The sequence below is a fragment of the Lacimicrobium alkaliphilum genome (assembly GCF_002591895.1).
Classification (GTDB): Bacteria; Pseudomonadota; Gammaproteobacteria; order Enterobacterales; family Alteromonadaceae; genus Lacimicrobium; species Lacimicrobium alkaliphilum.
This window is the reverse complement of sequence record NZ_NISX01000001.1, coordinates 253,550-278,959: the sequence shown is the minus strand read 5'-3', so window position 1 is coordinate 278,959 and position 25,410 is coordinate 253,550. Positions and strand designations below refer to the sequence as shown.

The window sequence follows — 25,410 nt, the reverse complement described above, 5'->3', positions numbered from 1 at the left end:
GTCGAGGCTGAAATCGCGCGCAATTATACGCCTTAGCCAGTGATAAGCAATTTAAGTAACGGAACAACAGGGAAAATGGGGAAGTATACCTTCCCCGGGGGATCTCAGGCTTTCTGATTACAGCCTCAATTATGGCTGATTCTGGCCAACTGGTGAAAATAGTCGGGAAAGGTTTTCGCGGTGCAGCCAGGGTCATTTATTACCACGGCAGTATCACTCAGCGCCACCAGCGAAAAGCACATGGCGATGCGATGATCATTGTAGGTGTCTATCTGTGCTTCTTTTAACTGCGCCGGAGGCGTGATTTCAATAAAATCATGACCTTCGACCACATGAGCACCCACTTTACGCAGTTCGGTTGCCATCGCATGCAACCTGTCCGTTTCTTTGACCCGCCAGTTATAGATATTGCGGATAGCCGTCGTTCCCTGAGCAAACAATGCCGCAGTGGCAATCGTCATGGCAGCATCGGGGATGGCATTCATATCCATATCTACGGCGTGTAAGTTGCCCCGCTCCACTTCAATATAATCGGCTCCCCAATTAACCACTGCGCCCATGGCTTCGAGCACCGAAGCAAAGTGCTTGTCACCCTGAATACTGTCACGACCTATACCGGTGACTTTTACTCTGCCTCCTTTGATTGCTGCGGCAGCAAGGAAATAGGAAGCTGAAGACGCATCTCCCTCGACCAGAAACGTACCCGGAGAACGATATTGCTGTCCTTCACTGATTACAAATCGCTCATACTGATGGTTTTCAACCTGCACACCAAATCGGTTCATGGTATCCAGAGTGATATCAATATAGGGTTTGGAAACCAACTCACCAGCAATCTCTATTTCTATTTCGCTCTTTAGTAAGGGGGCTGCCATCAGGAGCGCAGTCAGAAACTGACTGGAAACACTGCCATCCACAGTTACTTTGCCACCGGCTAAGGTTTTGCCATGAATCTGTAATGGTGGAAAGCCGTTATTTTTCAGATAACGGATGTCTGCACCGAGCTGCTGAAGGGCTTCAACTAATGCGCCGATTGGTCGCTCTTCCATACGAGGTTCGCCGGTAAGCTCAAATTGCCCCTGCGATAGTGCCAGTGCTGCGGCCAATGGACGCATTGCCGTTCCTGCATTACCCAAAAATAAACACTCAGGCTCCATCGTCCTGAAGGCTCCGCCCAGGCCTTTAACCCTGCATTGAGTTTTGTCCTCATTGAGTTCGTAACTGACGCCCAATTGCGTCAACGCCTTTAGCATATGACGAATATCTTCGCTGTCGAGCAAATTGGTTAACAGGGTCTCTCCTGAAGCCAGCGCAGCCAGCAACAGGGCCCGGTTTGACAGGCTTTTGGAGCCCGGCAGGTTGATTTCCCCATCAATACGGCTAATAGGGTCAAGTCTGAGTTGTTCCATCAGCCCATTTTCCTTTCAAAATCTTGCATAAACTCCACCAGGGCCTGCACGCCGGCAACAGGCATCGCATTATAAATACTTGCGCGCATGCCTCCTACACTCCGATGTCCTGCCAGGGCTGTTAAACCGGCTTCTTCAGCCTGTTGCAGGAACGCTTTGTCTAATTCCGGATTGTGCAACTGAAACGGCACATTCATTTTTGAGCGGTAGTCGCGGTGGATAGCATTGAGGTAAAAATCTGAGCTATCTATGCACCCATACAATAACGACGATTTATCCGCATTTCGTCGCTGCATTTCTTCCACACCGCCTTGCGCTTTGAGCCATTTAAACACCAGCCCGGCTAAATACCACGCAAAGGTAGCAGGGGTATTAAACATTGAGCCCTGACTGGCTTGCAGCTGATAATCAAAGATGGATGGAGTCTGTTTTCTAGCCTGCCCCAACAGTTCATCTTTAACAATCACTACTGACAAGCCAGAAGGACCGATATTTTTTTGTGCACCGGCGTAAATCAAGCCAAATCGGGAGATATCCAGAGGAGAGGACAATATAGTAGAAGACATATCGGCCACCAGTGGCACATCACCAGTATCCGGGATCTGCTCAATGGCAATGCCATCAACGGTTTCATTCGGGCAATAATGGAAATAAGCGGCCTTAGGATCACACTGCCAGTCACCCCTGTCAGGCATCCGTTTAACACCATCCACTATCGTAGCTTCAGCCACCTGATTTACTTGCAGATATTTTCTGGCTTCAGTCAGTGCAGCTGAAGACCAGGAGCCCGAAACCAGATAATCGGCGCTGGCCGATTCCTTGCTCAGGTTCATGGGTACTGCCGAGAATTGACCACGGCCACCACCGTGAGTGAAAAGTACCCGGTATTGCTCTGGGATGCTTAGTAAGTCCCGCAGGTCGGCTTCCGCTTGTTCGGCCACTTCTATAAAGGCTTTACTGCGATGGCTAAGCTCCATGACTGAACAACCATGGCCCTGCCAATCGAGTAATTCTTCTTTGGCCTGCTCCATTACCGGCTCCGGCAACATGGCAGGGCCGGCACAAAAATTATATACCTTGCTCATTGATACTCTCAAAACAACAAACGAGCAGCCCGGATGATTAACCGGACTACCCGTTGTATACCTATTTAAGAGGATGTGACCTTCTTAGCGAGGTTTTATTCCTCCGGCTCAATCTTCTGTCGTTATTGTGCCGTCGTTGTTGTTAGCGTCGGTTTGCTCACTCTGCTGCCCCTCTGCCTCCAGGCCTTCTTCTTCTGCCAGGGCATCAGAGGCATCCACCTCTTCTATTCGTTGTAAGCCGACCACGTGCTCATTTTCACCGGTACGGATCAGGCGCACGCCCTGAGTATTACGGCCTACCGTTGACACTTCGCTGACCCGGGTACGCACCAGTGTGCCCTGATCACTAATCAGCATAATTTCGTCAGTTTCATCAACCTGTACCGCACCGACCACTGCACCGTTACGTTCTGATACTTTGATCGAGACAACGCCCTGAGTGGCACGGCTCTTAGCCGGGTAGTCCTCCAGCGGGGTGCGTTTACCGAAGCCATTCTCGGTCACGGTGAGTACTGCACCCTCACCTTGTGGCACAATCAGAGACACCACTTTCTGGTTATCCTGCAGACGAATACCACGCACACCGGTTGCGGTACGGCCCATTGGTCTTAAAGCTAATATTTCGTCACCGGTTTCCGGGTCGATTTTGACCTGGCCGGTCTCCGAATCCCGCACTTTCTCATTAAAACGCACCACTTTTCCGGCATCGGAAAAGAGCATGATATCACTCTGACCATCAGTCAGAGCCACGCCGATCAGCTCATCGCCATCATTCAGATTAACCGCAATAATGCCACTGGCACGCGGGCGGGAATACTGACTGAGTTCAGTCTTTTTGACCGTACCAAAGGCTGTGGCCATCAGTACATATCTGTCATCGACAAATTCGCTGATGGGCAGCATGGCGGTGATACGTTCGTTTTCTTCCAGCGGCAGAATATTCACTATCGGCCGCCCTCTGGCATTACGTCCGGCCAGCGGTAAGCGATAGGTTTTAATCCAGTACAAACGGCCACGGGTAGAGAAACACAGAATATAATCATGTGTGTTAGCTACCAGCAATTTATTGATGAAATCTTCATCTTTCATTTTGGTGGCAGACTTGCCTTTACCGCCACGCTTCTGGGCTTCATAGTCGGCCAGACGCTGATACTTCACATAACCTTCGTGAGATAAGGTCACTACCACTTCTTCACGCTCAATCAGATCTTCAATATCAATGTCATGACTGGCCGCAGTGATTTCGGTGCGTCGCTCATCACCGTATTCATCACGGATTTTTTCCAGCTCTTCACGAATCACTTCCATTAAGCGTTCCGGGCTGGCCAGAATATGCATCAGCTCCGCGATAAGTTCCAGCAGCTCTTTATACTCTGCCAGGATCTTGTCATGTTCAAGGCCTGTGAGCTTGTGCAGGCGTAGTTCCAGAATCGCCTGGGCCTGGGCTTCTGTCAGGTAATACTGACCATCGCGAATACCAAATTCCGGCTCAAGCCAATCGGGTCGCGCAGCATCAACACCGGCGCGCTCAAGCATGTCCGCTACATCACCCAGCGCCCATCCCTGTGCAACAAGAGATGCCTTAGCGTCAGCCGGACTCTGTGAAGCTTTGATCAAGGCAATAATCGGATCAATATTGGCCAGTGCAACCGCCAGGCCTTCAAGGATATGAGCCCGGTCTCTTGCCTTGCGTAATTCAAAAACTGTACGACGGGTAACCACTTCACGGCGGTGCAATACAAAGCATTCAAGAATTTCTTTAAGATTGAAAATCTTTGGCTGGGTATTATCCAGCGCCACCATGTTAATACCGAAAACTGTCTGCAATTGCGTCTGAGAATAAAGGTGATTCAGCAGTACTTCTGCCGACTCATTGCGCTTTACTTCAACAACAATGCGCATACCGTCTTTATCAGACTCATCACGCAGCGCAGAGATGCCTTCAATTTTCTTTTCTTTAACCAGTTCAGCAATCTTCTCAATCAAGCGAGCTTTGTTCACCTGATAGGGGATCTCATTGACAATAATGGTTTCTTTCCCATTATCTTCAGTTTCAATCTCTGCTTTGGCTCTGAGATAAATACGTCCACGACCGGTACGATAGGCTTCTTCTATGCCCTTGCGACCACTGATCATGGCTGCGGTAGGGAAATCCGGGCCTGGAATATGCTGCATCAGTTCTTCAATACTGATGTCAGGGTTATTGATCAACGCAATGCAACCCGTGATCACTTCTGTGAGGTTATGCGGCGGAATATTGGTGGCCATACCCACGGCGATCCCCGAGGAACCGTTGACCAGCAGATTAGGCACTCGCGTCGGTAATACTTCGGGAATCTGTTCCGTACCATCATAGTTTGGTACAAAGTTAACCGTTTCTTTTTCCAGATCAGCCAACAAATCATGGGAGATTTTGGCCATTCGAACTTCGGTATAACGCATTGCCGCAGCAGAATCACCGTCAACGGAACCGAAGTTGCCCTGACCGTCGACCAACATATAACGCAGCGAGAAAGGCTGCGCCATACGCACGATCGTATCGTAAACCGCCGAGTCACCATGAGGGTGATATTTACCTATCACGTCCCCCACCACACGGGCTGATTTTTTATACGGCTTGTTAAAGTCGTTTTTCAGCTCATTCATGGCAAACAGCACACGTCTGTGCACCGGCTTCAGACCATCACGAACGTCAGGCAGCGCTCTGCCTACTATGACGCTCATGGCATAATCCAGGTAAGAGCTTTTCAGCTCATCTTCTATATTAATGGGGAGAATTTCTTTGGCGCGATCAGTCATATACAGCCCTGTTCCCTTTTTATAATCTACATCTTCCGGTCTCGGCTTCAGCAAATGCCGTTAACAGGTTCCGGTAAATTTATTGGTTTCGTTTAGGGTTTTGGTAGCCCGCAATAGTACCACCTAAATTTGCAAATAAATAGCCATCATATAGTGCACACAATGGTTAAATAGTGAACACCAGAGCCTGTTTCAGAGTCACTCAGCCAGAGGCCGATGCCCGGGATACTTCAAAGGCATGCACACTGGCCTGACAATAAACGGGCCTAATCCGGATGATTGCTCTGAGCGGTAATGACACTTATCACTCTGCGCCAGAGTTTTTGGGGACTGGCGCAGCGCTGCAAACTGAAAAAGCGTGCCAACGGACCTGTTTGTCTCAGCCAGCACTAGGGCCTGTTGATCTTTGCTGTATGAATTTTGTTCTAATTAAACGCTTTTTAATCGAGGCACAGCGTTGAAGGCCTAATGGATTAAGTCGAAATGCTGCAACAAAGAGTAAAAAGCGTTTAAGATGAATCCGAAGGACAGCGTTTGTGCGGCATTTCTACTGCTTCAGCTCTCTTTCATGTAGAGCAACTACACTACAATCGTGCTTCATTGTATAAATACCGCACAACTCGCTGCAAAAACATACAGTAAAGATCAACAGGCCCTAAGGTTCAACAGACTATTCAGGTCTATCTCTGCTCACAGCAGATGTTTATACTAAACAACATATTTTTTAGCGGACAGAGCATGCAATGACGCAACAGAACGTTACTTCAGAGGGTCCACAACAGAATGTGGACCAGCAGGAAATTGATAAGTTTTCAGCCCTTGCGAGCCGCTGGTGGGATCTCGACGGAGAATTTAAACCGCTGCATCAGATTAACCCGCTACGACTCGATTTTATTAGCCTGCACAGTCAGGGACTGTTTGCTAAAAAGGCTCTGGATGTGGGCTGTGGCGGCGGTATTCTGGCAGAGAGTATGGCGGCACAAGGCGCGCAGGTAACGGGTATCGATATGGCCAAAGACGCGATTGACGTGGCCAGACTTCATGGTTTGGAAACGGGTGTAAAAGTCGATTATCAACTGTCCACAGTAGAAGATTTTGCCGACAAATTTGCCGGGCAGTTTGATCTGGTCAGTTGCATGGAAATGCTCGAGCATGTACCGGACCCCCAATCTGTAGTGAACGCCTGTGCCAGGTTGGTTAAGCCCGGGGGACAGATATTTTTTTCCACTTTGAACCGCAATATAAAGTCTTATCTGATGGCGATTGTGGGGGCAGAATACCTGCTTAACCTCGTTCCAAAAGGCACCCATCAGCACAGTAAATTTATCCGTCCCAGTGAATTGATGAGCTGGCTGGATAACACAGATCTGTTATGTCGGCATATTGAAGGCCTGCATCTGAACCCGTTAACCGGTGATTACTATCTGTCTGACAAAAATGTAGATGTAAATTACCTGCTTCATTGTCAAAGGGCTGAGGATGAGTAATTTACATCGGCCACACGCCTTTTTGTTCGATCTTGATGGCACATTGCTCGATACGGCAAGGGATATGGGGGAAGCACTGAATCTGCTGCTAAACCAATATGATTTGCCGCAGCGCGAATACAACGAATACCGTCCTATCGCTTCTCATGGAGCTAAGGGAATGCTTGGCCTGGGGTTTGGTGAGCAACTTCAGAACTTTGACTATGAAACTCTGCGCGCAGACTTTCTGGCCTGTTATGCCAACCAGTTAAACACTCATACCCGTTTGTTTGACGGGGTGGCGCAACTCATAGATGGAATACAGCAAGCCGGTTTACCCTGGGGGATCGTCACAAATAAGCCGGAACACCTGACTACCCCGCTACTACAACATTTTCCGCAGTTACATCATGCGGATATCGTTATTAGTGGCGATACACTGCCTCAGCGCAAACCCCATCCGGCACAATTATTTATGGCGCAAGAGCATCTGGCTATCGAACATGGCAACATTTGGTATATTGGCGACGCAGAGCGGGATATCCTCGCCGCCAGTGCCGCTTCAATGGTCCCGGTTCTGGCAGAATATGGGTACATATGTCCCAGCGAACTGCCTCACCAGTGGAAAGCTTCCCTGCGTATCAGTCAACCCGAACAGCTTCTGCGGTATATTGGTTAACACTACCCTGGTGTGTTTGCCAAACCAGATGGTTAAAAAAGCGCCTTTAGATCTTATTTGTATAGCAATTTAAGTTTTTGGAAGTAAATATTTTATTGGTTAAATATCCCCTTTTCGCCTATTGCATTCCTGAATATGGCTTGCTGTTCGCCACTACTCAGTGAGTCGCTACTAACCTGTTTAATGACTTGTGTCTGAATGATGAATAAAACACCAGATATTGGGTTGCATATCACCTAAAACCTCACTATCTTGTGTCTTGCTGTATGTGAGCTTAAGACTCACATGTAGCAGATTTTCCTCCGCGCAGCTCACTGATGCTGCGCCTAAAGTACGCTAAACAGACAACAATAAGACGGCTACCGGCATGAATAATACGCTTCTCGTTACCAAACGCTCTGGCGAACAAGAGCACCTCGATCTGGATAAAATTCATAAAGTCATTACCTGGGCTGCAGAGGGATTGCAGAATGTGTCCGTCTCTCAGGTTGAGATAAAAGCTCACATTCAGTTTTATGATGGCATTAAGACCTCAGATATTCATGAAACACTGATTAAATCAGCAGCCGACCTGATCTCAAAAGAAAGTCCGGATTACCAGTATCTTGCTGCCCGGCTGGCGATCTTCCATCTGCGTAAAAAGGCATATGGGCAGTTCGAGCCGCCGGGGCTTTATCAGCATGTGGCCAGAATGGTAGACAAAGGCAAATACGATCATCATTTGCTTGAAGATTACACGCAGGACGAATTCGAACAAATGGACGAGTACCTCGACCATTGGCGTGATATGAACTTCAGTTATGCCGCCGTCAAACAGTTAGAGGGAAAGTATCTGGTACAAAACCGGGTCACCGGCGAAATCTATGAAAGTGCGCAGTTCCTGTACATTCTGGTGGCGGCCTGTCTGTTCGCCAACTATCCCAAAGAATCCCGGATGAGCTACATCAGACGCTTCTATGATGCCGTGTCTAAATTTAAGATTTCATTACCAACGCCTATTATGTCGGGCGTACGCACACCTACCCGGCAGTTCAGTTCCTGTGTGTTAATTGAGTGTGGTGACAGTCTGGACTCAATCAATGCCACTGCCAGCGCCATTGTTAAGTATGTCAGCCAGCGTGCAGGAATAGGTATAAACGCCGGGCGCATTCGTGCATTGGGAAGCCCGATTCGCGGTGGTGAAGCCTTTCATACAGGGTGCCTGCCCTTTTACAAGTATTTTCAGACAGCGGTTAAAAGCTGTTCTCAGGGGGGCGTACGTGGTGGCGCAGCGACCCTGTTCTATCCATTGTGGCATCTGGAAGTAGAGTCTCTGCTGGTGCTGAAAAATAACCGTGGCGTAGAAGAAAACCGGGTGCGCCACCTGGATTACGGTGTGCAATTTAACAAGCTCATGTATCAGCGCCTGATCAAAGATGAACATATCACTCTGTTCAGCCCCTCTGATGTACCGGGCTTGTATGATGCTTTTTTTGCCGATCAGACTAAATTCGAGCAGTTATATGTTCAATATGAGCAGGATCCGGCTATTCGTAAAAAACAGATTAAAGCGGTTGAGCTGTTTAGCCTGTTTATGCAGGAACGTGCGAGTACCGGGCGAATCTATTTGCAGAATGTAGATCACTGTAACACCCATAGCCCTTTTGATCCTCAGGTTGCACCGGTACGTCAGAGTAACCTGTGTCTGGAAATAGCCTTACCCACCAAACCACTTGAGCACGTTAATGATGAAAAGGGTGAAATAGCACTCTGTACCCTCTCTGCATTCAATCTTGGTGCCATTGAGAGCCTCGATGAACTGGAGGAGATGGCTGAGCTGGCGGTCAGAGCCCTGGACAGCTTGTTGGACTATCAGGATTATCCCGTACCGGCTGCCTATAATGCGACCATGGGCCGGCGTACGCTGGGAGTGGGCGTTATCAATTTTGCGTATTACCTGGCTAAGAATGGCGTTCGTTATTCTGATGGCAGTGCGAATGGCCTGGTGCATCGTACGTTTGAGGCTATCCAGTATTATCTGTTAAAAGCATCAAACAACCTGGCCAGAGAAAAAGGCGCCTGCCCGAAGTTTAATGAAACGACCTACGCCAAAGGCATTATGCCCATTGACAGTTATAAAAAGGACCTTGATGGGATCTGTAACGAGCCTTTGCACTATGACTGGGATGGGCTGAGAGAGAATATCCGGCAGCATGGCCTGCGTAACAGTACTTTGTCAGCACTGATGCCATCGGAAACGTCTTCACAGATCTCTAACGCAACCAATGGTATTGAACCTCCACGAGGGCATATCAGTATTAAATCCAGTAAAGACGGTGTACTGAAGCAAGTCGTACCCGAGTACGACAAACTGAAGAACCAGTATGAACTGTTGTGGGATATTCCTTCTAATGACGGTTACCTGCAACTGGTGGCGATCATGCAGAAGTTTGTCGATCAGACCATATCAGCAAATACCAGTTACGATCCCGGTAAGTATGACGGTGGTAAAGTTCCTATGAAGCTGTTGCTTAAAGACCTTCTTACGGCCTATAAGCTGGGGGTGAAAACCATGTATTACCACAATACTCGTGACGGTGCGTCGGATACGCAGGGAGAAATGACTGCCAAAAAAGCCGAACGTCCGGCTGTAGAGGCGGTGATCGAAGAGGACGATGATTGTGCAGGTGGCGCCTGCAAGATTTAATGTGTATCAGGTATTGGTAGTGCTCGTTTAGGACACTACCAATGGATTTTCAGAACAACCAAATCGAATAATCAATGAAATACACCACCTTTAACCAGAAAGTTTCTAATCCGCTCACAGAGCCGATGTTCTTCGGCAACCCAGTCAATGTTGCCCGTTATGATCAGCAGAAGCACAATATTTTCGAGAAACTGATCGAGAAGCAAATTTCTTTTTTCTGGCGTCCTGAAGAAGTCGACGTGAGTAAAGACCGGGTTGATTTTCAAAAACTGACAGACTCGGAAAAGCATATTTTTATTTCTAACCTGAAATATCAGACCTTGCTCGACTCGGTACAGGGGCGCAGTCCTAACATTGCGTTTTTGCCGATTGTGTCATTGCCAGAGCTGGAAACCTGGATTGAAACATGGTCATTCTTCGAGACCATTCATTCACGTTCCTATACGCATATCCTGCGTAATCTGTTTTCCGACCCCAGTGACGTATTTGAAGATATTGTCCTCAATGATGAGATCAAGCTGCGGGCCAGTGATATATCACGTTATTATGATGATCTTATCTTTGCCACGCAGTTATGGCAGACCCAGGGGGAAGGCAGGCATCACGTAGATGGCCAGGATTATCTGATCAACCAGCGGGAACTGAAAAAGAAGCTTTACCTGTGCATGAATTCGGTAAACGCCCTGGAAGCCATACGTTTTTACGTTTCTTTTGCCTGTACCTTTGCCTTCGCGGAACGCGAAATGATGGAAGGTAATTCCAAAATTATCCGTCTGATTGCCAGAGATGAAAACCTCCATCTTACCTCAACCCAGCATATTCTTAACATCTGGGCCCGGGGCAAAGATGACCCGGAGATGAAAGAAATTGCCGAAGAATGTCACGATCAGGCCAGAGATATCTTTATCAAAGCTGTAGAGCAGGAAAAACAGTGGGCCAGTTATTTATTCCAGCATGGCTCTATGATTGGTCTGAATAAGGATATTCTGTGTCAGTATGTGGAATTTATCGCTACTCACCGAATGTCAGCCATTGGCATGGAGTCACCTTTTGAGGTCACCACTAATCCCCTGCCCTGGATGAACAATTACCTTAATTCCGATAATGTTCAGGTGGCCCCGCAAGAATCTGAAATCAGTTCTTATCTGGTAGGACAAATCGACAGCGAAGTGAATGCCGATGACTTCGGAGACTTCGATCTCTGAGGACATGGACAAAACCCGGATTATTTATCAGGTCAGACTGGTCAACACCCCAGGCCCCCTCCCCTGTACCAGCAAATGCTCGTTACTGGACAGCCTCGAGTCTCACCAACTCGAAGTCCACTCTCATTGTCGGGAGGGGTTTTGTGGAGCCTGTCGCACCAAGCTGATCCATGGTGAAGTCGAATATATTACCGACCCCCTGGCATATATAGACGATGACGAGATTCTTCCCTGTTGCTGTGTCCCCAAATCTGATTTAGTGATTAAGCTGGGATAAACATCCGGCTTCCACAATCTCTCTACTCGTAAAGGCGGGCCCGTTTAACTTCTATGGTATCTATATACCCATGCCAGGTGGCATATCCAATGAGCGGCATCAGAATAATGAAACCTGCAAACCCGGTCACAAAACCAATTCCAACACTGGTGGCAATAATGGCTGCCCAGATCAACATTGGTATTTTATTACTCCACACTGCATGCATACTGGTCAGCACTGCGGTGGCCAGGTCCACCCTACGCTCCATCAGAACCGGTTGAGTAAATGCACTGATAAAGAACACCAGCAACGTGAAGCCAGCCCCAATAACTGTCCCAAGGGCCAGAAATGGCAACAGGTTTTGCAGATTGTCGTCCAGGTAGGGAGGGTACAGTGCATGGATCAGCGACGCCACTCTCAACCAAAAAATCATCAGAATCGTTAACAGAATACCAAATCCCCATTCATTAACTGCATTACGCTTCACTGCTTTGATGCTATGCCATAAATTGGGTTTATGCTGTTTCGCCAGTTCCCAACTGACATCATAAAGGCCGGCCGCTAAAAAGGGACCAATAAGCATAAAACAAACAATGGATGGCAAAATTACCAGATGCCAACCGGTCAGCGTTACAAGGTAGGTAATCAGCCAGGGAATGGCCGCAAAAATAACCCCATAAATTGCTGTCAGCATCGGAGCCCTGGCTAAGTCTCGCCAGCCCAGAACCAGCCATTTAAGCGGATCACCGGGTTCAAGCTTTTTACAGGGAATCACCCGCCCGATAGCGCTTTCGGATGCAGGGCTGTGAGGTACTTGTTTGAAGGATTCCGACATAGTAACTCCAACATTTTTTATCATTATCTGTGTACTAGCGTACGAAAAGATAAGAAAAACAGGCCAATATATTAGAAATTATTCTTAAAAAAGAAAACGAAACAGTAATCAGCTATATCAAAATGCCATCCCTATAGACAAAGATCTTCTTGCCACACAGTAGAACCCGGTAATACCCTGTATGCCACGTTTTTGCCACCTGATTGTTTCATGAGACAGATTGTAAAGTCCGCTAAACTCAACGATGTTTGTTATGACATCCGGGGCCCGGTACTGACCGAGGCTAAACGCCTTGAAGATGAGGGCCACCGGGTTCTCAAACTCAACATCGGTAACCCTGCCCCCTTTGGCTTTGAAGCCCCAGACGATATTCTTAAGGATGTAATCCGTAACCTGCCTACGGCACAGGGTTACGGCGACGCTCAGGGCATCTATTCCGCCCGTGTGGCTGTAATGCAATACTATCAACAGCAAGGGATTACCAATATCGATATTGATGATGTCTATATCGGCAATGGGGTAAGCGAATTGATTGTTATGGCGATGCAGGCACTGCTGAATAATGGCGATGAAGTTCTGATTCCCAGCCCGGATTACCCATTGTGGACAGCAGCCGTCAGTTTATCTTCCGGTACCCCGGTACATTATCAATGTGATGAAGGCGCAGACTGGTTCCCCGACATTGATGATATCAAAGCAAAAATCACCTCTAGTACTCGTGCCATTGTGTTGATCAACCCCAATAATCCAACGGGAGCGGTGTACAGCCGTGAGTTGTTATTACAGATCATCGAACTTGCACGGAAACATGATCTGGTAATTTTCAGCGACGAGATCTACGACAAAATCCTTTATGACGAGGCCAGACATCAGTGTATAGCTGCACTGGCCGATGACGTCTTCTTCGTGACCTTAAGTGGATTGTCCAAAAACTACCGGGTTGCAGGGTTTCGTGTCGGCTGGATGATGATTAGTGGTAACAAGAAGCTTGGCCGCAGTTATATGCAGGGGCTGACGTTATTAAGCTCAATGCGCATGTGCGCCAATGTTCCCTGTCAGCATGCGTTGCAAACGGCGCTGGGGGGATATCAGAGTATTCATGATCTGGTCGTCTCAGATGGACGTCTGCGCCTGCAGCGGGATGTTGCCTGGCGGATGCTGAACCAGATCCCCGGCATTTCCTGTGTAAAACCCAAAGGCGCTATGTATTGTTTTGCGCGGGTGGATGCTAAAAAATTCAGTATTGAAGACGATGAGTTAATGGTGCTGGATTTATTGCGACAGGAAAAGGTCCTGTTGGTCCATGGTAGTGCATTTAACCTTAAGCAAGGATGCTATTTTCGCGTGGTATTTCTGCCTCATACTGATCAGCTACAAAGCGCGATGGGTAAACTCGAACGCTTTTTTGCCAATTATCAACAGAGGTCTGTATCGTGAAGCCTCAGCAGAGTCATTTTTTCGCCCATTTATCCCGGATGAAGCTGATTAATCGCTGGCCGTTGATGCGTAATGTCAGTACTGAGAATGTACAGGAGCACAGCCTGCAAGTCGCCATGGTTGCTCATGCATTGGCACTGATCCGCAATAAATATTTTCAGGGCGATTTAGACCCTTACCGTATTGCTACGTTGGCCATGTTTCACGATGTCTCTGAGGTCATCACCGGAGACTTGCCGACGCCGGTTAAATATTTTAACCCCGCCATCAGCAAGGAATATAAGAAAATAGAGAGCATTGCCGAGCAAAAGCTGCTGGATATGACTCCTGATGTGTTTCGTGAAGACTACGCCGAGTTGATCGATCATCATCTGCACACTGAGCAGGAGCGTTTTATTATCAAAGCCGCAGATGTCATTTGTGCCTACCTGAAAACGCTGGAGGAACTGGCTGCGGGGAATCATGAATTTGAGCTGGCCAAAAAGAGACTGGATAAAATCCTTAATGCATATCAGGCCGATGAAGTGAATTATTTTATTCAGGCCTATGTTCCCAGTTTTTCGCTCAGTCTTGATGAAATCACTCAGGAGTGAGTATGTCGCAATCACCCTGGCTATCCCGCTTGCACAGTCAACCCGAACGTCACGGCGATCAGCGTTCAGGGTTTCAACGCGATAAAGCCCGCATTCTGCACTCGGCGGCCTTCAGGCGTTTACAGGCAAAGACTCAGGTGCTGGGTGTAGGGATGAATGATTTTCATCGCACCCGATTAACACACTCACTGGAAGCGGCACAAATCGGCACCGGTATCGCCTCACTATTACAACAGAAATTCCCACAACTGGCTGACGAACTGGATCTGAACGACAGCCTGATCGAGGCGCTTTGCCTTGCTCATGATATCGGCCATCCTCCTTTTGGCCATGGCGGCGAAGTCGCATTAAATTACATGATGAGAGAGTATGGCGGCTTTGAAGGCAATGGCCAGACCTTCAGAATACTCACTAAACTGGAACTGTATACCGCTGACGCGGGCATGAATCTGTGCCGCCGGACACTGCTTGGCCTGGTGAAATATCCAGGCTTACTCAGCGAGTTACAGGCACCGTCTCAGCCCGGAAAAGAGCCGACGCCCCCTAAGCTCAAAGATTGGATACCTGCCAAAGGCCTGTTTGACGATGATAAAGAGGTATTTGACTGGCTTTTACAGCCTTTAAGCGAGAACGACAGAACCCTGTTTACCACTGCGGTTCACCAGCCCGATGTACATGCGAAAACCCGTTATAAATCCTTTGATTGCTCGATTATGGAACTGGCCGATGATATAGCCTATAGCATCCATGATCTTGAAGATGCCATTGTTACCGGCATCGTTACCAAAGAGAAATTTATCCGGTTGGTCTATGAACCCATTAAGGCGCTAAATCTGGACGGTCTCAGTCCGGCTATGTACCAACTCACTGAACAGCTATTCAGTGATCGCCATTATCATCGTAAAGACGCTATTGGAGCACTGGTCAACAGGTTTATAACCGCCACTGAAATCGACCGCTCAGACGAGCACTTTGAGGAACCACTGCTGCAGTATAACGCGGTACTCCCACAACCCTTTGCAGACGCTCTGGGACTGTTCAAACAGTTTGTATACGAGCAGGTCATTCAATCATACGAAGTTCAGGTAATGGAGTTTAAAGGCCAACAGCTGGTAATGGCTCTGTTTGCTGCATTTTCTGCTGATCCCATGCGGTTATTGCCGGAAAACACCCAGGCACGATGGATCGATGCAGAAAAGCACCGCCAAGGCATGCGAATAATAGCGGATTATATCGCCGGGATGACCGATGAGTTTGCCTCACGACTGTATAACCAGTTATTTCTTCCAAAAAGTTCCTCAGGCCAGTCACTTAACGGCTTTACATACTAATTGTGACTCACCTGGATAACGTACAATAAAAAAACACTTGCATGTTTATTTATACAGTACTACTGTTTGCACAACCACTGTATAAATAAACAAGGTAATGCTATGGAAGTCATCAAGGCTCTCTCTACAAACCACATGCAAGCGGGATTAGTCGATCTCTCTGTCTATCAGGGTGCGCAATTGTGCAGCATACTCAAACATCGCCAGCAGAGTGAGAAATGGGTCTATTTACTAGCTAATCAGTTACGCTTTAAACGCCAGGGCGGACATAAGATTGCGCTGCCACGCCCTGATGCAGAGACAACTTTTATCTGGCTGGAGAAACTCATTGTGGGTGGACAAGCCGGTACCATATTTGTCGAGAATCTGGTTCTCGATGAGGTTCGCAGAAAACGACTGCTACAGCTGTGTAAGCAGATGGATGTAATACTGGTTAATCTGAACCGCCAAAATGCAGAGAACAACACTCTGGTTTACGGGCCATGGTAGAATGTCGGTAATGAACATTGTAGACGTCTATCAGAAATGAAAGATCTTTGTGATTGTGGCGAACAACGGGATTATCAGGATTGTTGTGGCGCCCTGCATCGTGGTGAGAGCCAGGCTGATACTGCAGAGCAACTTATGCGCTCTCGCTACACGGCGTTTGCCCGGGGCCATGTAGATTACCTGGTTATGACGCAAACCCTGTTGCCGGCAAAAGCCAGTCGCGAGGAGCTGGAACAAGATTTAGCGGCTACCAAATGGCTCAGACTGGATGTGATAAAAAGCCAGAACATTTCATCCAACAGCGCTACAGTAGAGTTTTGTGCCTACGCTGTCGACCTGGCTGGCCGTCAGAAAAAATTGATAAAACACCATGAGTACTCTGAGTTTTGTCAGACAGATGGCCGTTGGTTGTACGAACAGGGCGAGATCATGGCAGATTCCGGACCAGTGAAATGGAAGCGAAATCAACCCTGTTTATGTGGTAGCGGTCGCAAAGCCAAACATTGTTGCGGCGCATGACAGGCCTTGGCAATCAGGCTGCCTGATAGTCCCGGGCTTTTTCAATCACCTCCAGTAGTCCGGTTTCATCTGTCTCGATAAGCTGACTATTAGTCCCTTTTAATTTCTCACGACAATACCAGCTGGTGTTTTCTACAACATCATCATCCAGCCTTTTACTATCGTTAAACACCGATAAAGGACCGGGATGCAGGCAATGCCATAATCTGGCGGAAGTGAGTTGCTTTTGGTGTACATAACCGGCGTGCTGCGCTTCAAATTGCCAATGCTGTGATTCCGCTTTAAGGGGGATCTCAGGCGCTTTATCGGGCAGTACAGGTGTGTGTTGTACTTCCTTCGATGACTCTGACAATCGGGGCCTGTCCAGCAGATCCTGCTGCAACATAGCCAGTACTAAGGCAAACGTCGCCCCTGCGCCCCCGCTTGCCGCTTTATTCAGGCTGCCATTAAGTTCACGATCAAGATAAATGGGCTGCATATACGATTATCACTATCAATGCCAGATACACTGTTGTTATCGTAACAATCGCCAAATTCTTAACCTGAGCGTGGCCAGTACCACTCTGGTTTTTATAACCTTGCTTTCACCGTCATATTCAAAGAAGATGGTGCAAGTGATTGATCTTAAAAAGACGTAGCTGCATTTTTCATGGCGACCCTGTCCTACCACAATAAACGTGTTCTTGTTGTCGACGACCAGCGACCTTTTCTGATCCTGTTACGGGGGATCATGAATAACCTCGGCGCACAGTCTGTGGTGGTAGTGCAAAACGGAGAATCTGCCATTGCAGCCTGTCGGCATGAAAAGTTTGACATCATTATCTCTGATTTGCATTTAGGCAGTGATAAGAAAAATGGATATCAGCTTCTTGAGGAGCTGCGGATCCGCAAGCTAATACGTCCGACGACGGTCTACATCATGGTCAGTGCTGACAGTGACCGTCCTATGGTATTGGGCAGTATAGAAAAGCAGCCCGATGATTATATTATCAAGCCATTCTCACAGGCTCAGTTACACAATCGCATTGCCAAGGCGTATCACAAGCGTATTTCCTTGCGTCATGTTTTCGATAAGGCTATGAATGGTGACAATGACGGTGCGATTTCAGCTTGTCGCTCTCTTATAGGCAGTCATAAAAAGTACAGTCGCGCCTGTGCTGCAGTGCTCACCGACCTGCTCTGGCGTGAGCACCGTTATGAAGAAGCCCTCAACTTACTTGAATCACTGTCACAGTCCAAAGCTCTTCCCTGGGTAACAATAGCGCTGGCCAGAACCCATCTGTTGATGAATAACACCAAAAAGGCCATGTTTTTTGCCCGGAAAATCTGCATGCAGCGCTTGTTTATGGTGGATGGTCTGGATCTGCTCGCTCAGGCTCATATGCAGACTGAGTCACTTGAAGAAGCACTGGATTCGATCAAAAAAGCCCTTGCTATGGCACCCTACTCTTTAACCCGACAGTTTCTGGGCTGTGAGATCGCCAGGTTGGCAGGTGATTATGAAATGGCCAAAAATTGTTGCCAGGCCATACTGGAGCAGAGTAAGAAGTCCGCTCATCGCAGCGTATTGCATCTGTGTAACTATGTACGAAGCATTCTGGACGCTGCAGAAAAAGCCGAAGATAAACGCCAGAAAAATAAGTTCCAGCAAGAAGCCATGTTAGTTTTGCAACGCAACCGAAGTGACGAGTTATTAACCCGTACAAAGGAAACCTTTGACTACGCAGTATATGAAGATCTTGTGGGAGCACGAATCAATTATATTGACGGTAAACTGATCGAAGCCAAACGCCTGCTCAACGAAACCCAGTATCAGTTACGCAGTAAGTTCGAACACTACCCAATGACAATGGCCCCTGATTCTATCGATTTGATGTGTGATCTGGGCGAATTTGAAGAATTAGCGGATTTACTGGCTGAACTCAAACAGAGTGATGTCCGGATTGACGCCAACCTGAAGTATCTGATCAATAAAACAGAAGATCGAACCAATAAGGTAAAACAACAATATAACAAGCATAACCGGGAAGGGCTTAAGAAATATTCTCAGGGCCAGTACCAGGGAGCCTATGATGCTTTTTCCTCTGCTCAGGAATTGGCCCCCATGAATACGGGTGTTGCAATCAACTTATTGCAATGCCTGCTAAAATTGCAGGAAAAGGTGGGCAGGACCGATGCGGAATTAATGGTAAAATGCCGACAGACATTCAGAATGCTTGATGCTATGAGATTATCTGATACTCATCAAGCGAAATTCAATAACATCAGGGATGATGTCATAAACCTCCTGGAGCGCACATGAAACCTCTTCTCGCTGTGACTTTTTTACTGCCATTGCTACATGCATGCAGCAGCACAGACAACCCTTGCGAAAAGATTCTTGAAGTCAAACAGCAGGAACAGCAATGCGCCGAGTGGCGAAAAATTATGATGAATAAAAACCACCCGCAACAAGCACTCACCGCCAGAAAACGTTACGAAGAAGCCTGTCTGGATCTGAGATACTATCGGGATCAGTACGACACGATCTGTAAGGGTAATGAAACCCCTATTGGTGAGAGTAAGGCTACCAAAAAAGAATAGCCGCCCATCAAAAGCGGCCAGACTTCATAACATTAACTGTTACTTCCTTACCAAAGTGCCCTGCTGATAGTCTTGCAGGGCCTGATTAATTTGCTCCTGACTATTCATAACAAAAGGGCCGTACTGAACCACTGGTTCACCGATGGGAAGGGCAGCAACCAGGATCAGACGGGAGTCTGCCTGCAATGACATCGACAGGGTGTTCCCCTCCCCCAATACACCCAGTTCCCCCTGACTCAATGATTGACCGCCTGATTGAACATTTCCCTGGTAGCAATACACAAATGCATTGTGTCCACGTTCAACCGGTATGCAAACATTACCCGGTGTAACGGCCTGAAGGTCCAGAAACAATGGCGAGACAGCCTGCGTTGTCACTGGCCCCTGATGTTGGTTCAGATTTCCTGCCAGTAAACGCACTTTAATGCCATCCTGGAGGCTGAACTCCGGTACCTTACTGGCCGGAATATCCTGATAGGCCGGCGCCGACATTTTCTCACTGGCAGGAAGATTTACCCATAGCTGAAAGCCTCTGAGCAAGCCCTCTGTTTGTTGTGGCATCTCTTCATGAATTATACCGCTGCCGGCATTCATCCATTGCAGTCCGCCAGATTCAATGACGCCCTCGTTACCCACTGAGTCTTTGTGTCCCATCTTACCCTGCAGCATGTAAGTCACCGTCTGAAAACCACGGTGCGGATGTGGCGGAAAACCAGCCAGATAGTCATCAGGGCGTTCTGAACCAAACTCATCCAGCATCAGGAAGGGATCGAGTCGGGGCAACCCCGGCTGTCCGATAATTCGGGTAAGCGCCACTCCGGCACCATCGCTGGTTTGAACCCCACGTACTTTTCGGATAATTTGTCGATCCATGCTACGCTCCTCTGCCATGGGCCCTTTCCAGATTCAGTCTCGGCCCGCTGGGGATGACCTGAGTCGGGTTAATATTCTTATGACTGAAATAGTAGTGTCGTTTGATATGGTTGAGATTGATCGTCTCTTTCACCCCGGGATATTGATAAAGCTCACGAAGGTAACCACTGAGATTGGCATAATCTTCAATGCGCTGATGATTACATTTAAAATGGCCTACATAGACGGCATCAAAGCGAATCAGAGTGGTAAACAGCCGCCAGTCCGCTTCAGTTATCTGCTTTCCGATCAGATAACGGTGATCGGCAAGATGCTGATCCAGTCGATCCAACTCCGCAAACAGTTCAGTTACCGCTTCCTCATAGGCCTGTTGAGTCGTAGCAAAACCCGCCTTATAGACACCATTGTTAATCTTGTCATAGACCCCTTTATTCATCCCATCTATTTGTTTGCTTAGCGCAGCAGGATAGAAATCCAGTGTATTGCCGGTCAGATCATTAAACGCAGTGTTAAATATACGAATAATCTCTGCGGATTCATTATTGACAATACTCTGGCTGTTTTTGTCCCAAAGAACCGGCACCGTCACCCTGCCGCTGTATTCAGGATCGGCTTTGGTGTACAACTGATGCATATAGTCCAGTCCATACAAATGGTCTTCCGTGGCATCTTCATATCCGCCAAATTCCCAGCCATTTTCCAGCATGTCGGGGCTGACTACAGAAACGCTAATATGAGACTCAAGGCCTTTAAGCTTCCTGAATATCAGAGTCCGGTGCGCCCATGGACAGGCCAGAGAAACGTATAAGTGATAACGGCCCGATTCGGGTTGATACTCACTCCCTTTCTGGTTTGAAATAGTATTTCTGAAGCCCGATGACTCCCGCTCAAAACGGCCACCAGATTTTTCAGTGTCATACCATTTATCTTTCCACTCACCTTCTACTAATAACCCCATCTGTTTGCTCCTGCTATCTCAATTTGATGACATCCATTTAATCAGCAATTTATTCGGATAAAAATCATAATAAAATCACAAAACCTTTCTACTTTTAAGAAAGCTTATCCACAATAGCCCGCGCAATCGGCATGGCAGAAGTGGCTGCGGGAGACGGTGCATTGCCAAGGTGTAAGGTAAAATCTGTCTGCACAAATTTAAAGTCATGTACCAGCTCTCCTTTGAGATTTACTGCCTGAGCCCGAACACCACTGCGATAAGGCAGCAAATCTGCTCTGCGAATCTCAGGGCAATACGCCTGAACACGACGTAAATATGCCTGTTTATTTATTGAGCTGTATAGCTCCAGGAGTCCACTTCGCCAGTATCGTTTTAGTAGTAGCCAACACCCCCTGAAAGTTAAAATTTGTTTCAGCTCCTGAATATCTACCTTGCTCCGGCTGTATCCTTCTTTCGCCATTGCCAACACCGCATTTGGCCCAAGCGTGATGCCCCCATCAATCATCCGGGTCAGGTGTACGCCCAAAAATGGTAAAGCAGGATCAGGGACTGGGTAAATAAGATGCCTGATGAGTTGATTATGTTTGTCTGCAAGCCGGAAATATTCACCTCTGAACGGAATAATCTGAAAATCGGTTTTGATACCTTGCAACCGAATCAGTTGATCGGCATACAGTCCGCTACAATTTATGAACTTTTCTGCTTGATACTGCTGATTACCAGCCAATACACTCACACCTGAACCGGTCTCTGTAATAGCCGACACTTCACTATTGAACACTATTTCGGCCCCGGACTCAGCGGCCTGAAACAACATTGTTCTGGTCAACAGCGCATAATCTGTTATTCCCGTTTGTGCCACATGCATGGCTGCCTGACCTGTTATGGCAGGTTCCTTTTTTCGTAGCTCTTTTGCACTGAGCATCTGTGGGTTGAGATCGTTATCCAGACATTGCCTATATAGGGTTTCCAGACGTTGTTTTTGTTCGGCACTGGTCGCCACAATCAATTTTCCACATTGCAAATATGGCAACTGATGACGACGGCAGAAACTCAGTGTCTGCTCTAATCCCTCCCGGCAATATTTTGCTTTGAGACTAGCTGGCTGATAGTAAACGCCGGCATGGATAACACCGGAGTTACGTCCGCTTTGGTGTTTGGCGGGTTGCGACTCTTTTTCAACCACCAGAACGCGGTGAGACGGATATCGCAGAAGATATTCCCTGGCAGTGGCAGCCCCAATGATTCCCGCCCCTGCAATGATCAGGTGAAAGTGTTTTGAGCCATTCATGTATCATCCACCAGGTCATTCAGATCTTCGATCAGCTCTCCGATTTCATTGTGTAAATGGGACTTCTGCTGTGCACTCAGACTGGCATGCAATTCCGCCAGCATCGTGGCATAAATATGGCGATTATGGTCGGATTTCTGTCGGTATTGTGGGTGTCTGAACTGATCCGGGTTCAGTAAAATACTGCTCATGGCCTGTCGCCACTGGTCCGTATTCTTCCTGTTCATAAGCACATTCTTCGCCTCAGATTGCCATTTTCGCCGGTATTGCATCCAGTCCTCAAAATTCTCTTTCAATTGTCCTGAGTATACTTTGAGCATCTGTTCCTGTGGTTCAGACAATGGACCTGTCCACCGCACAACATCCTCTTTAAGGTTATCCAGTCGCCAGTTCTTATCCCGGTTCTGGCGACGTTTTTCTCTTTTCTGATTTTGTTGTTCCAGTTCGTCAAAAATTGATACAAGCTGATCGTCAGTGAGTTTCAGCGAGAGGTCACTGATGTCCTCATCGAGTTCATCTAATAAACGAAACCAATGAACACGCGCCCTTTCAAACTCATTCAGCCATTGTTGTTGTGTTAACGGCGTTTTATCTATCCTCTGTCTGAGCTCAGACAAATGGTCCCGATAGATAACTAATTCCTGACTGCGATGCCAGGTCAGCCAGTTTTTCATGTAGCGATCAAATGCACTTTTTTGTTCTGAATTCAGTTCCACATAGTCATCAATATACCAGTGCACCAACCAGTCGAGGTTGTTATACATAAAACCTGCTGAGCACCCACTTAAACACGCAGCAAAAACGATGCTTACCAGAATCTTTTTCATCATCACTACCCGATATTGGACCTTGCCTGTTATCTTATACCTTCAGAGATAAAGATTTGATCGCTATCTACCCAGCTCCCGTTTGGGCTCAGGTTAAAAATACACATTAAGACCCGCGATTTTGTCTATAAGGAGAGCAGATGAAGCGTCTAGCATTATTAACCTCTGGTGGTGATGCCCCGGGGATGAATGCTGCGATCAGGGCTATCGTCCTCGCAAGCCATTATTTTGATGTTCAGCCACTGGGATACCGCCACGGCTTCAATGGGTTACTGGAGCAGGAGTATCGCCATCTGGATACAGAAGATGTATACAATATCATTCAACGCGGTGGAACCATTCTTAAAAGTGCACGTTGTCAGCCTTTTACGACCCAGGAAGGAGCACAACTTGCAGCACGCAACCTTAACGAAGCAAAAGTGGATGGTCTGATCATTATTGGCGGCGATGGGTCTTTTCGTGGTGCTGAACACTTATCCAGGTATTGGCAAGGCAATATTATTGGTCTGCCGGGCACTATAGATAATGATATTAATGGCACTGACGCCACTATCGGATATTACACTGCAATAGATACTGCACTGGAGAGTATCGACAAAGTTCGTGACACTGCGGATGCTTTTGAACGCATTTTTTTAATTGAAGTGATGGGCAGGCATGCCGGCTTTATCGGGCTCAGTGCGGGAGTCTGCTCAGGCGCAGAACAAGTTTTGTTACCGGAACTTTACCCTGATGGGCTCCCTGACCCTCAGGAGCTCGCTGACCATATCAGGCGTGCACAAAAAATTCGCGGAAAATGTAGCTATATCATGGTGATGTCGGAGAATATCTGGCCAGGTGGTGCGACAGATCTGGCTAACGAACTACAAACACGCACAGGTATCGAATGCCGCCCGGTGATCCTCGGACATGTACAAAGAGGGGGCTCCCCAGTCAGTCTTGATCGTATGCTGGCATCCAAACTTGGCGCCTATGCCGTCGAAGCCATGATAGCGGGAAAGAGCGGTATCATGATTGGCGAGCGCAACCAGCAACTCGTAGAAGTGCCATTACAGCAGAGCTGGAACAAATCAAAGTTGTTGGATCCGTACCTGGTTAAAATTCAGCGACAGGTCTTTGATTTAGTTAAAAACGGGAATAATTATTAGCATTCCCTGCATGCCCGATATGCTTTTTTTGGTCAATCTGTTTTTATCACCAGCCGGAGATCTGAGCTGACGGTCAATGTCTCTCGCCCCAGTCTATCTGTTATCCCTATTGGTATTAGGGGTTAAAATTTGCCTGAGTTCAGTGCTGCCGTTACTCATTATCTATTGATTGTCACCCGACATTATCAGCGACAAAAAAGTTGCAAAACTCAAAACTGCACTATACTTAATCTGAAAATCTCTTAGGAAACAACACTATGCACTGTAAATCATTTGCTTTGCTTGCCACCTTGTCATGTTCTTTCAATGCCATGGCTGAATGGTCTTCTACCGTCACTCTGGCAAGCGATTACCTTTTCAACGGCGTAAGCCAGACGGATGAAAAACCTGCATTGCAAGCCAGCCTGGATTGGTCCGGTGAAAATGGTTGGTATGCCGGTACCTGGGCGTCTAATGTTGACTTTGGCGATGATACTAATCTGGAAGTGGATCTGTATGCGGGATTTTATCAGGACATTAACGACAATATTGGCCTGGATTTAGGGGTTGCTCAATACACTTATCATGGTGCCAGTTACAGTGATGAAGGTAACTATGCGGAAGCTTACATGAAATGGGCCATTGGCAATACAGAACTTAACTTCTGGTATGCCTGGGATTACTTTGGCACAGGAGCAGGGCATTACATTGTCATGTTGAATCACAGCATACCAATCAACGACGACCTGTCCTTGTTACTTGGTGTAGATCGTTCCGCCAGCACAGATAGCGACAAATTCCAGTGGGAGGACGGTGATGATGACTATATTCACTGGCAAGCCATGGCCAATTATAGCCTTTCCGGATTCGATCTTGCTTTAGGCGTACAGGGCACAGATCTGGATACCTATGGCGATACAAGAGTGTTGTTAACGGTTGGCAGAACATTCAGTTTCTGA

Annotated in this window: 23 protein-coding genes; 14 read left to right on the top strand and 9 right to left on the bottom strand. The window is 47.5% G+C overall.

The window, feature by feature from the left end; translation table 11 throughout:
- Positions 1–125: 125 nt before the first annotated feature.
- The 3 genes from aroA to gyrA all read right to left on the bottom strand — a co-directional run bounded on the left by aroA (position 126) and on the right by gyrA (position 5,293).
- Entirely contained in the window at positions 126–1,409 is a 1,284-nt protein-coding gene (gene aroA, locus CDA54_RS01275) for a 3-phosphoshikimate 1-carboxyvinyltransferase (protein ID WP_099033181.1), read from the bottom strand.
- Positions 1,409–2,494 carry a 3-phosphoserine/phosphohydroxythreonine transaminase gene (gene serC / locus CDA54_RS01270; protein ID WP_099033180.1) on the bottom strand — a complete coding sequence of 362 codons (1,086 nt, stop codon included), beginning with the start codon at positions 2,492–2,494 and terminating at the stop codon, positions 1,409–1,411. The genes aroA and serC overlap by 1 nt, the downstream gene beginning before the upstream one ends.
- 108 nt (positions 2,495–2,602) lie before the next feature.
- Positions 2,603–5,293, bottom strand: coding sequence for a DNA topoisomerase (ATP-hydrolyzing) subunit A (gyrA, locus tag CDA54_RS01265; protein ID WP_099033179.1), 2,691 nt, complete (start codon positions 5,291–5,293; stop codon positions 2,603–2,605).
- A gap of 743 nt (positions 5,294–6,036) precedes the next feature.
- On the opposite strand from gyrA, the gene ubiG reads away from it, so the two are divergent.
- From ubiG to yfaE, 5 genes are all read left to right on the top strand, one after another.
- Complete coding sequence (gene ubiG / locus CDA54_RS01260) at positions 6,037–6,780, top strand: bifunctional 2-polyprenyl-6-hydroxyphenol methylase/3-demethylubiquinol 3-O-methyltransferase UbiG (RefSeq protein WP_099033178.1); 744 nt, start codon at positions 6,037–6,039, stop codon at positions 6,778–6,780.
- On the top strand, positions 6,773–7,438 hold the full coding sequence (locus CDA54_RS01255; RefSeq protein ID WP_099033177.1) for an HAD family hydrolase: 666 nt from the start codon (positions 6,773–6,775) through the stop codon (positions 7,436–7,438). The genes ubiG and CDA54_RS01255 overlap by 8 nt, the downstream gene beginning before the upstream one ends.
- Positions 7,439–7,805: 367 nt before the next feature.
- Complete coding sequence (nrdA, locus tag CDA54_RS01250) at positions 7,806–10,124, top strand: class 1a ribonucleoside-diphosphate reductase subunit alpha (protein WP_099033176.1); 2,319 nt, start codon at positions 7,806–7,808, stop codon at positions 10,122–10,124.
- Between the two features lie 74 nt (positions 10,125–10,198).
- A complete protein-coding gene (nrdB, locus tag CDA54_RS01245) occupies positions 10,199–11,329 on the top strand; it encodes a class Ia ribonucleoside-diphosphate reductase subunit beta (RefSeq protein ID WP_099033175.1) in 1,131 nt (376 codons plus the stop codon).
- Positions 11,322–11,606 (top strand): class I ribonucleotide reductase maintenance protein YfaE, encoded by a 285-nt coding sequence (gene yfaE / locus CDA54_RS01240; protein ID WP_373286068.1) that lies wholly within the window; start codon positions 11,322–11,324, stop codon positions 11,604–11,606. The genes nrdB and yfaE overlap by 8 nt, the downstream gene beginning before the upstream one ends.
- A 22-nt stretch (positions 11,607–11,628) precedes the next feature.
- On the opposite strand, the gene CDA54_RS01235 is transcribed toward yfaE, so the two are convergent.
- Complete coding sequence (locus tag CDA54_RS01235) at positions 11,629–12,423, bottom strand: DUF2189 domain-containing protein (protein ID WP_099033173.1); 795 nt, start codon at positions 12,421–12,423, stop codon at positions 11,629–11,631.
- A 210-nt stretch (positions 12,424–12,633) separates the two neighbouring features.
- On the opposite strand from CDA54_RS01235, the gene CDA54_RS01230 reads away from it, so the two are divergent.
- The 5 genes from CDA54_RS01230 (at position 12,634) to CDA54_RS01210 (ending at position 16,792) form a co-directional block, all read left to right on the top strand.
- The gene (locus tag CDA54_RS01230; protein WP_099033172.1) at positions 12,634–13,860 is read left to right on the top strand and encodes a pyridoxal phosphate-dependent aminotransferase; all 1,227 of its coding nucleotides are present in this window, start codon (positions 12,634–12,636) and stop codon (positions 13,858–13,860) included.
- Positions 13,854–14,453, top strand: a complete 600-nt coding sequence (yfbR, locus tag CDA54_RS01225; RefSeq protein WP_099033171.1) for a 5'-deoxynucleotidase — start codon at positions 13,854–13,856, stop codon at positions 14,451–14,453. Before CDA54_RS01230 ends, yfbR begins: the two co-directional genes overlap by 7 nt.
- 2 nt (positions 14,454–14,455) lie before the next feature.
- The gene (locus tag CDA54_RS01220) at positions 14,456–15,784 is read left to right on the top strand and encodes an anti-phage deoxyguanosine triphosphatase (RefSeq protein ID WP_099033170.1); all 1,329 of its coding nucleotides are present in this window, start codon (positions 14,456–14,458) and stop codon (positions 15,782–15,784) included.
- Between the two features lie 102 nt (positions 15,785–15,886).
- Positions 15,887–16,273, top strand: a complete 387-nt coding sequence (locus CDA54_RS01215) for a hypothetical protein (RefSeq protein WP_099033169.1) — start codon at positions 15,887–15,889, stop codon at positions 16,271–16,273.
- A 36-nt stretch (positions 16,274–16,309) separates the two neighbouring features.
- Positions 16,310–16,792, top strand: a complete 483-nt coding sequence (locus CDA54_RS01210) for a YchJ family protein (RefSeq protein WP_099033168.1) — start codon at positions 16,310–16,312, stop codon at positions 16,790–16,792.
- Between the two features lie 13 nt (positions 16,793–16,805).
- Here CDA54_RS01210 and CDA54_RS01205 read toward each other — a convergent pair whose 3' ends face one another.
- On the bottom strand, positions 16,806–17,270 hold the full coding sequence (locus CDA54_RS01205; protein ID WP_099033167.1) for a VC2046/SO_2500 family protein: 465 nt from the start codon (positions 17,268–17,270) through the stop codon (positions 16,806–16,808).
- A 171-nt stretch (positions 17,271–17,441) separates the two neighbouring features.
- Here CDA54_RS01205 and CDA54_RS01200 point away from each other — a divergent pair, with 171 nt between their 5' ends.
- A complete protein-coding gene (locus tag CDA54_RS01200; protein WP_099033166.1) occupies positions 17,442–19,094 on the top strand; it encodes a response regulator in 1,653 nt (550 codons plus the stop codon).
- The gene (locus CDA54_RS01195) at positions 19,091–19,375 is read left to right on the top strand and encodes a hypothetical protein (protein ID WP_099033165.1); all 285 of its coding nucleotides are present in this window, start codon (positions 19,091–19,093) and stop codon (positions 19,373–19,375) included. Before CDA54_RS01200 ends, CDA54_RS01195 begins: the two co-directional genes overlap by 4 nt.
- Before the next feature lie 39 nt (positions 19,376–19,414).
- Here CDA54_RS01195 and CDA54_RS01190 read toward each other — a convergent pair whose 3' ends face one another.
- The 4 genes from CDA54_RS01190 to CDA54_RS01175 form a co-directional block, all read right to left on the bottom strand.
- Positions 19,415–20,248, bottom strand: coding sequence for a pirin family protein (locus CDA54_RS01190; RefSeq protein ID WP_229748049.1), 834 nt, complete (start codon positions 20,246–20,248; stop codon positions 19,415–19,417).
- A gap of 1 nt (position 20,249) precedes the next feature.
- Complete coding sequence (locus tag CDA54_RS01185; RefSeq protein ID WP_099033163.1) at positions 20,250–21,206, bottom strand: glutathione S-transferase family protein; 957 nt, start codon at positions 21,204–21,206, stop codon at positions 20,250–20,252.
- Between the two features lie 94 nt (positions 21,207–21,300).
- The gene (gene lhgO / locus CDA54_RS01180; RefSeq protein ID WP_099033162.1) at positions 21,301–22,497 is read right to left on the bottom strand and encodes an L-2-hydroxyglutarate oxidase; all 1,197 of its coding nucleotides are present in this window, start codon (positions 22,495–22,497) and stop codon (positions 21,301–21,303) included.
- Complete coding sequence (locus CDA54_RS01175) at positions 22,494–23,324, bottom strand: DUF6279 family lipoprotein (protein WP_143452241.1); 831 nt, start codon at positions 23,322–23,324, stop codon at positions 22,494–22,496. Before CDA54_RS01175 ends, lhgO begins: the two co-directional genes overlap by 4 nt.
- Before the next feature lie 140 nt (positions 23,325–23,464).
- Here CDA54_RS01175 and CDA54_RS01170 point away from each other — a divergent pair, with 140 nt between their 5' ends.
- Both CDA54_RS01170 and CDA54_RS01165 read left to right on the top strand, forming a co-directional pair.
- A complete protein-coding gene (locus CDA54_RS01170) occupies positions 23,465–24,472 on the top strand; it encodes a 6-phosphofructokinase (protein ID WP_099033160.1) in 1,008 nt (335 codons plus the stop codon).
- Positions 24,473–24,729: 257 nt separating this feature from the next.
- The gene (locus CDA54_RS01165) at positions 24,730–25,410 is read left to right on the top strand and encodes a TorF family putative porin (protein ID WP_099033159.1); all 681 of its coding nucleotides are present in this window, start codon (positions 24,730–24,732) and stop codon (positions 25,408–25,410) included.

What these genes read in the sequence shown, in the direction of transcription:
- aroA (WP_099033181.1), bottom strand. Translation starts at nt 1,409, where the DNA reads ATGGAACAACTCAGACTTGACCCTATTAGCCGTATTGATGGGGAAATC.
- serC (WP_099033180.1), bottom strand. Translation starts at nt 2,494, where the DNA reads ATGAGCAAGGTATATAATTTTTGTGCCGGCCCTGCCATGTTGCCGGAG.
- gyrA (WP_099033179.1), bottom strand. Translation starts at nt 5,293, where the DNA reads ATGACTGATCGCGCCAAAGAAATTCTCCCCATTAATATAGAAGATGAG.
- ubiG (WP_099033178.1), top strand. Translation starts at nt 6,037, where the DNA reads ATGACGCAACAGAACGTTACTTCAGAGGGTCCACAACAGAATGTGGAC.
- CDA54_RS01255 (WP_099033177.1), top strand. Translation starts at nt 6,773, where the DNA reads ATGAGTAATTTACATCGGCCACACGCCTTTTTGTTCGATCTTGATGGC.
- nrdA (WP_099033176.1), top strand. Translation starts at nt 7,806, where the DNA reads ATGAATAATACGCTTCTCGTTACCAAACGCTCTGGCGAACAAGAGCAC.
- nrdB (WP_099033175.1), top strand. Translation starts at nt 10,199, where the DNA reads ATGAAATACACCACCTTTAACCAGAAAGTTTCTAATCCGCTCACAGAG.
- CDA54_RS01235 (WP_099033173.1), bottom strand. Translation starts at nt 12,423, where the DNA reads ATGTCGGAATCCTTCAAACAAGTACCTCACAGCCCTGCATCCGAAAGC.
- CDA54_RS01230 (WP_099033172.1), top strand. Translation starts at nt 12,634, where the DNA reads ATGAGACAGATTGTAAAGTCCGCTAAACTCAACGATGTTTGTTATGAC.
- CDA54_RS01220 (WP_099033170.1), top strand. Translation starts at nt 14,456, where the DNA reads ATGTCGCAATCACCCTGGCTATCCCGCTTGCACAGTCAACCCGAACGT.
- CDA54_RS01215 (WP_099033169.1), top strand. Translation starts at nt 15,887, where the DNA reads ATGGAAGTCATCAAGGCTCTCTCTACAAACCACATGCAAGCGGGATTA.
- CDA54_RS01210 (WP_099033168.1), top strand. Translation starts at nt 16,310, where the DNA reads ATGAAAGATCTTTGTGATTGTGGCGAACAACGGGATTATCAGGATTGT.
- CDA54_RS01205 (WP_099033167.1), bottom strand. Translation starts at nt 17,270, where the DNA reads ATGCAGCCCATTTATCTTGATCGTGAACTTAATGGCAGCCTGAATAAA.
- CDA54_RS01200 (WP_099033166.1), top strand. Translation starts at nt 17,442, where the DNA reads ATGGCGACCCTGTCCTACCACAATAAACGTGTTCTTGTTGTCGACGAC.
- CDA54_RS01195 (WP_099033165.1), top strand. Translation starts at nt 19,091, where the DNA reads ATGAAACCTCTTCTCGCTGTGACTTTTTTACTGCCATTGCTACATGCA.
- CDA54_RS01190 (WP_229748049.1), bottom strand. Translation starts at nt 20,248, where the DNA reads ATGGATCGACAAATTATCCGAAAAGTACGTGGGGTTCAAACCAGCGAT.
- CDA54_RS01185 (WP_099033163.1), bottom strand. Translation starts at nt 21,206, where the DNA reads ATGGGGTTATTAGTAGAAGGTGAGTGGAAAGATAAATGGTATGACACT.
- lhgO (WP_099033162.1), bottom strand. Translation starts at nt 22,497, where the DNA reads ATGAATGGCTCAAAACACTTTCACCTGATCATTGCAGGGGCGGGAATC.
- CDA54_RS01175 (WP_143452241.1), bottom strand. Translation starts at nt 23,324, where the DNA reads ATGAAAAAGATTCTGGTAAGCATCGTTTTTGCTGCGTGTTTAAGTGGG.
- CDA54_RS01170 (WP_099033160.1), top strand. Translation starts at nt 23,465, where the DNA reads ATGAAGCGTCTAGCATTATTAACCTCTGGTGGTGATGCCCCGGGGATG.
- CDA54_RS01165 (WP_099033159.1), top strand. Translation starts at nt 24,730, where the DNA reads ATGCACTGTAAATCATTTGCTTTGCTTGCCACCTTGTCATGTTCTTTC.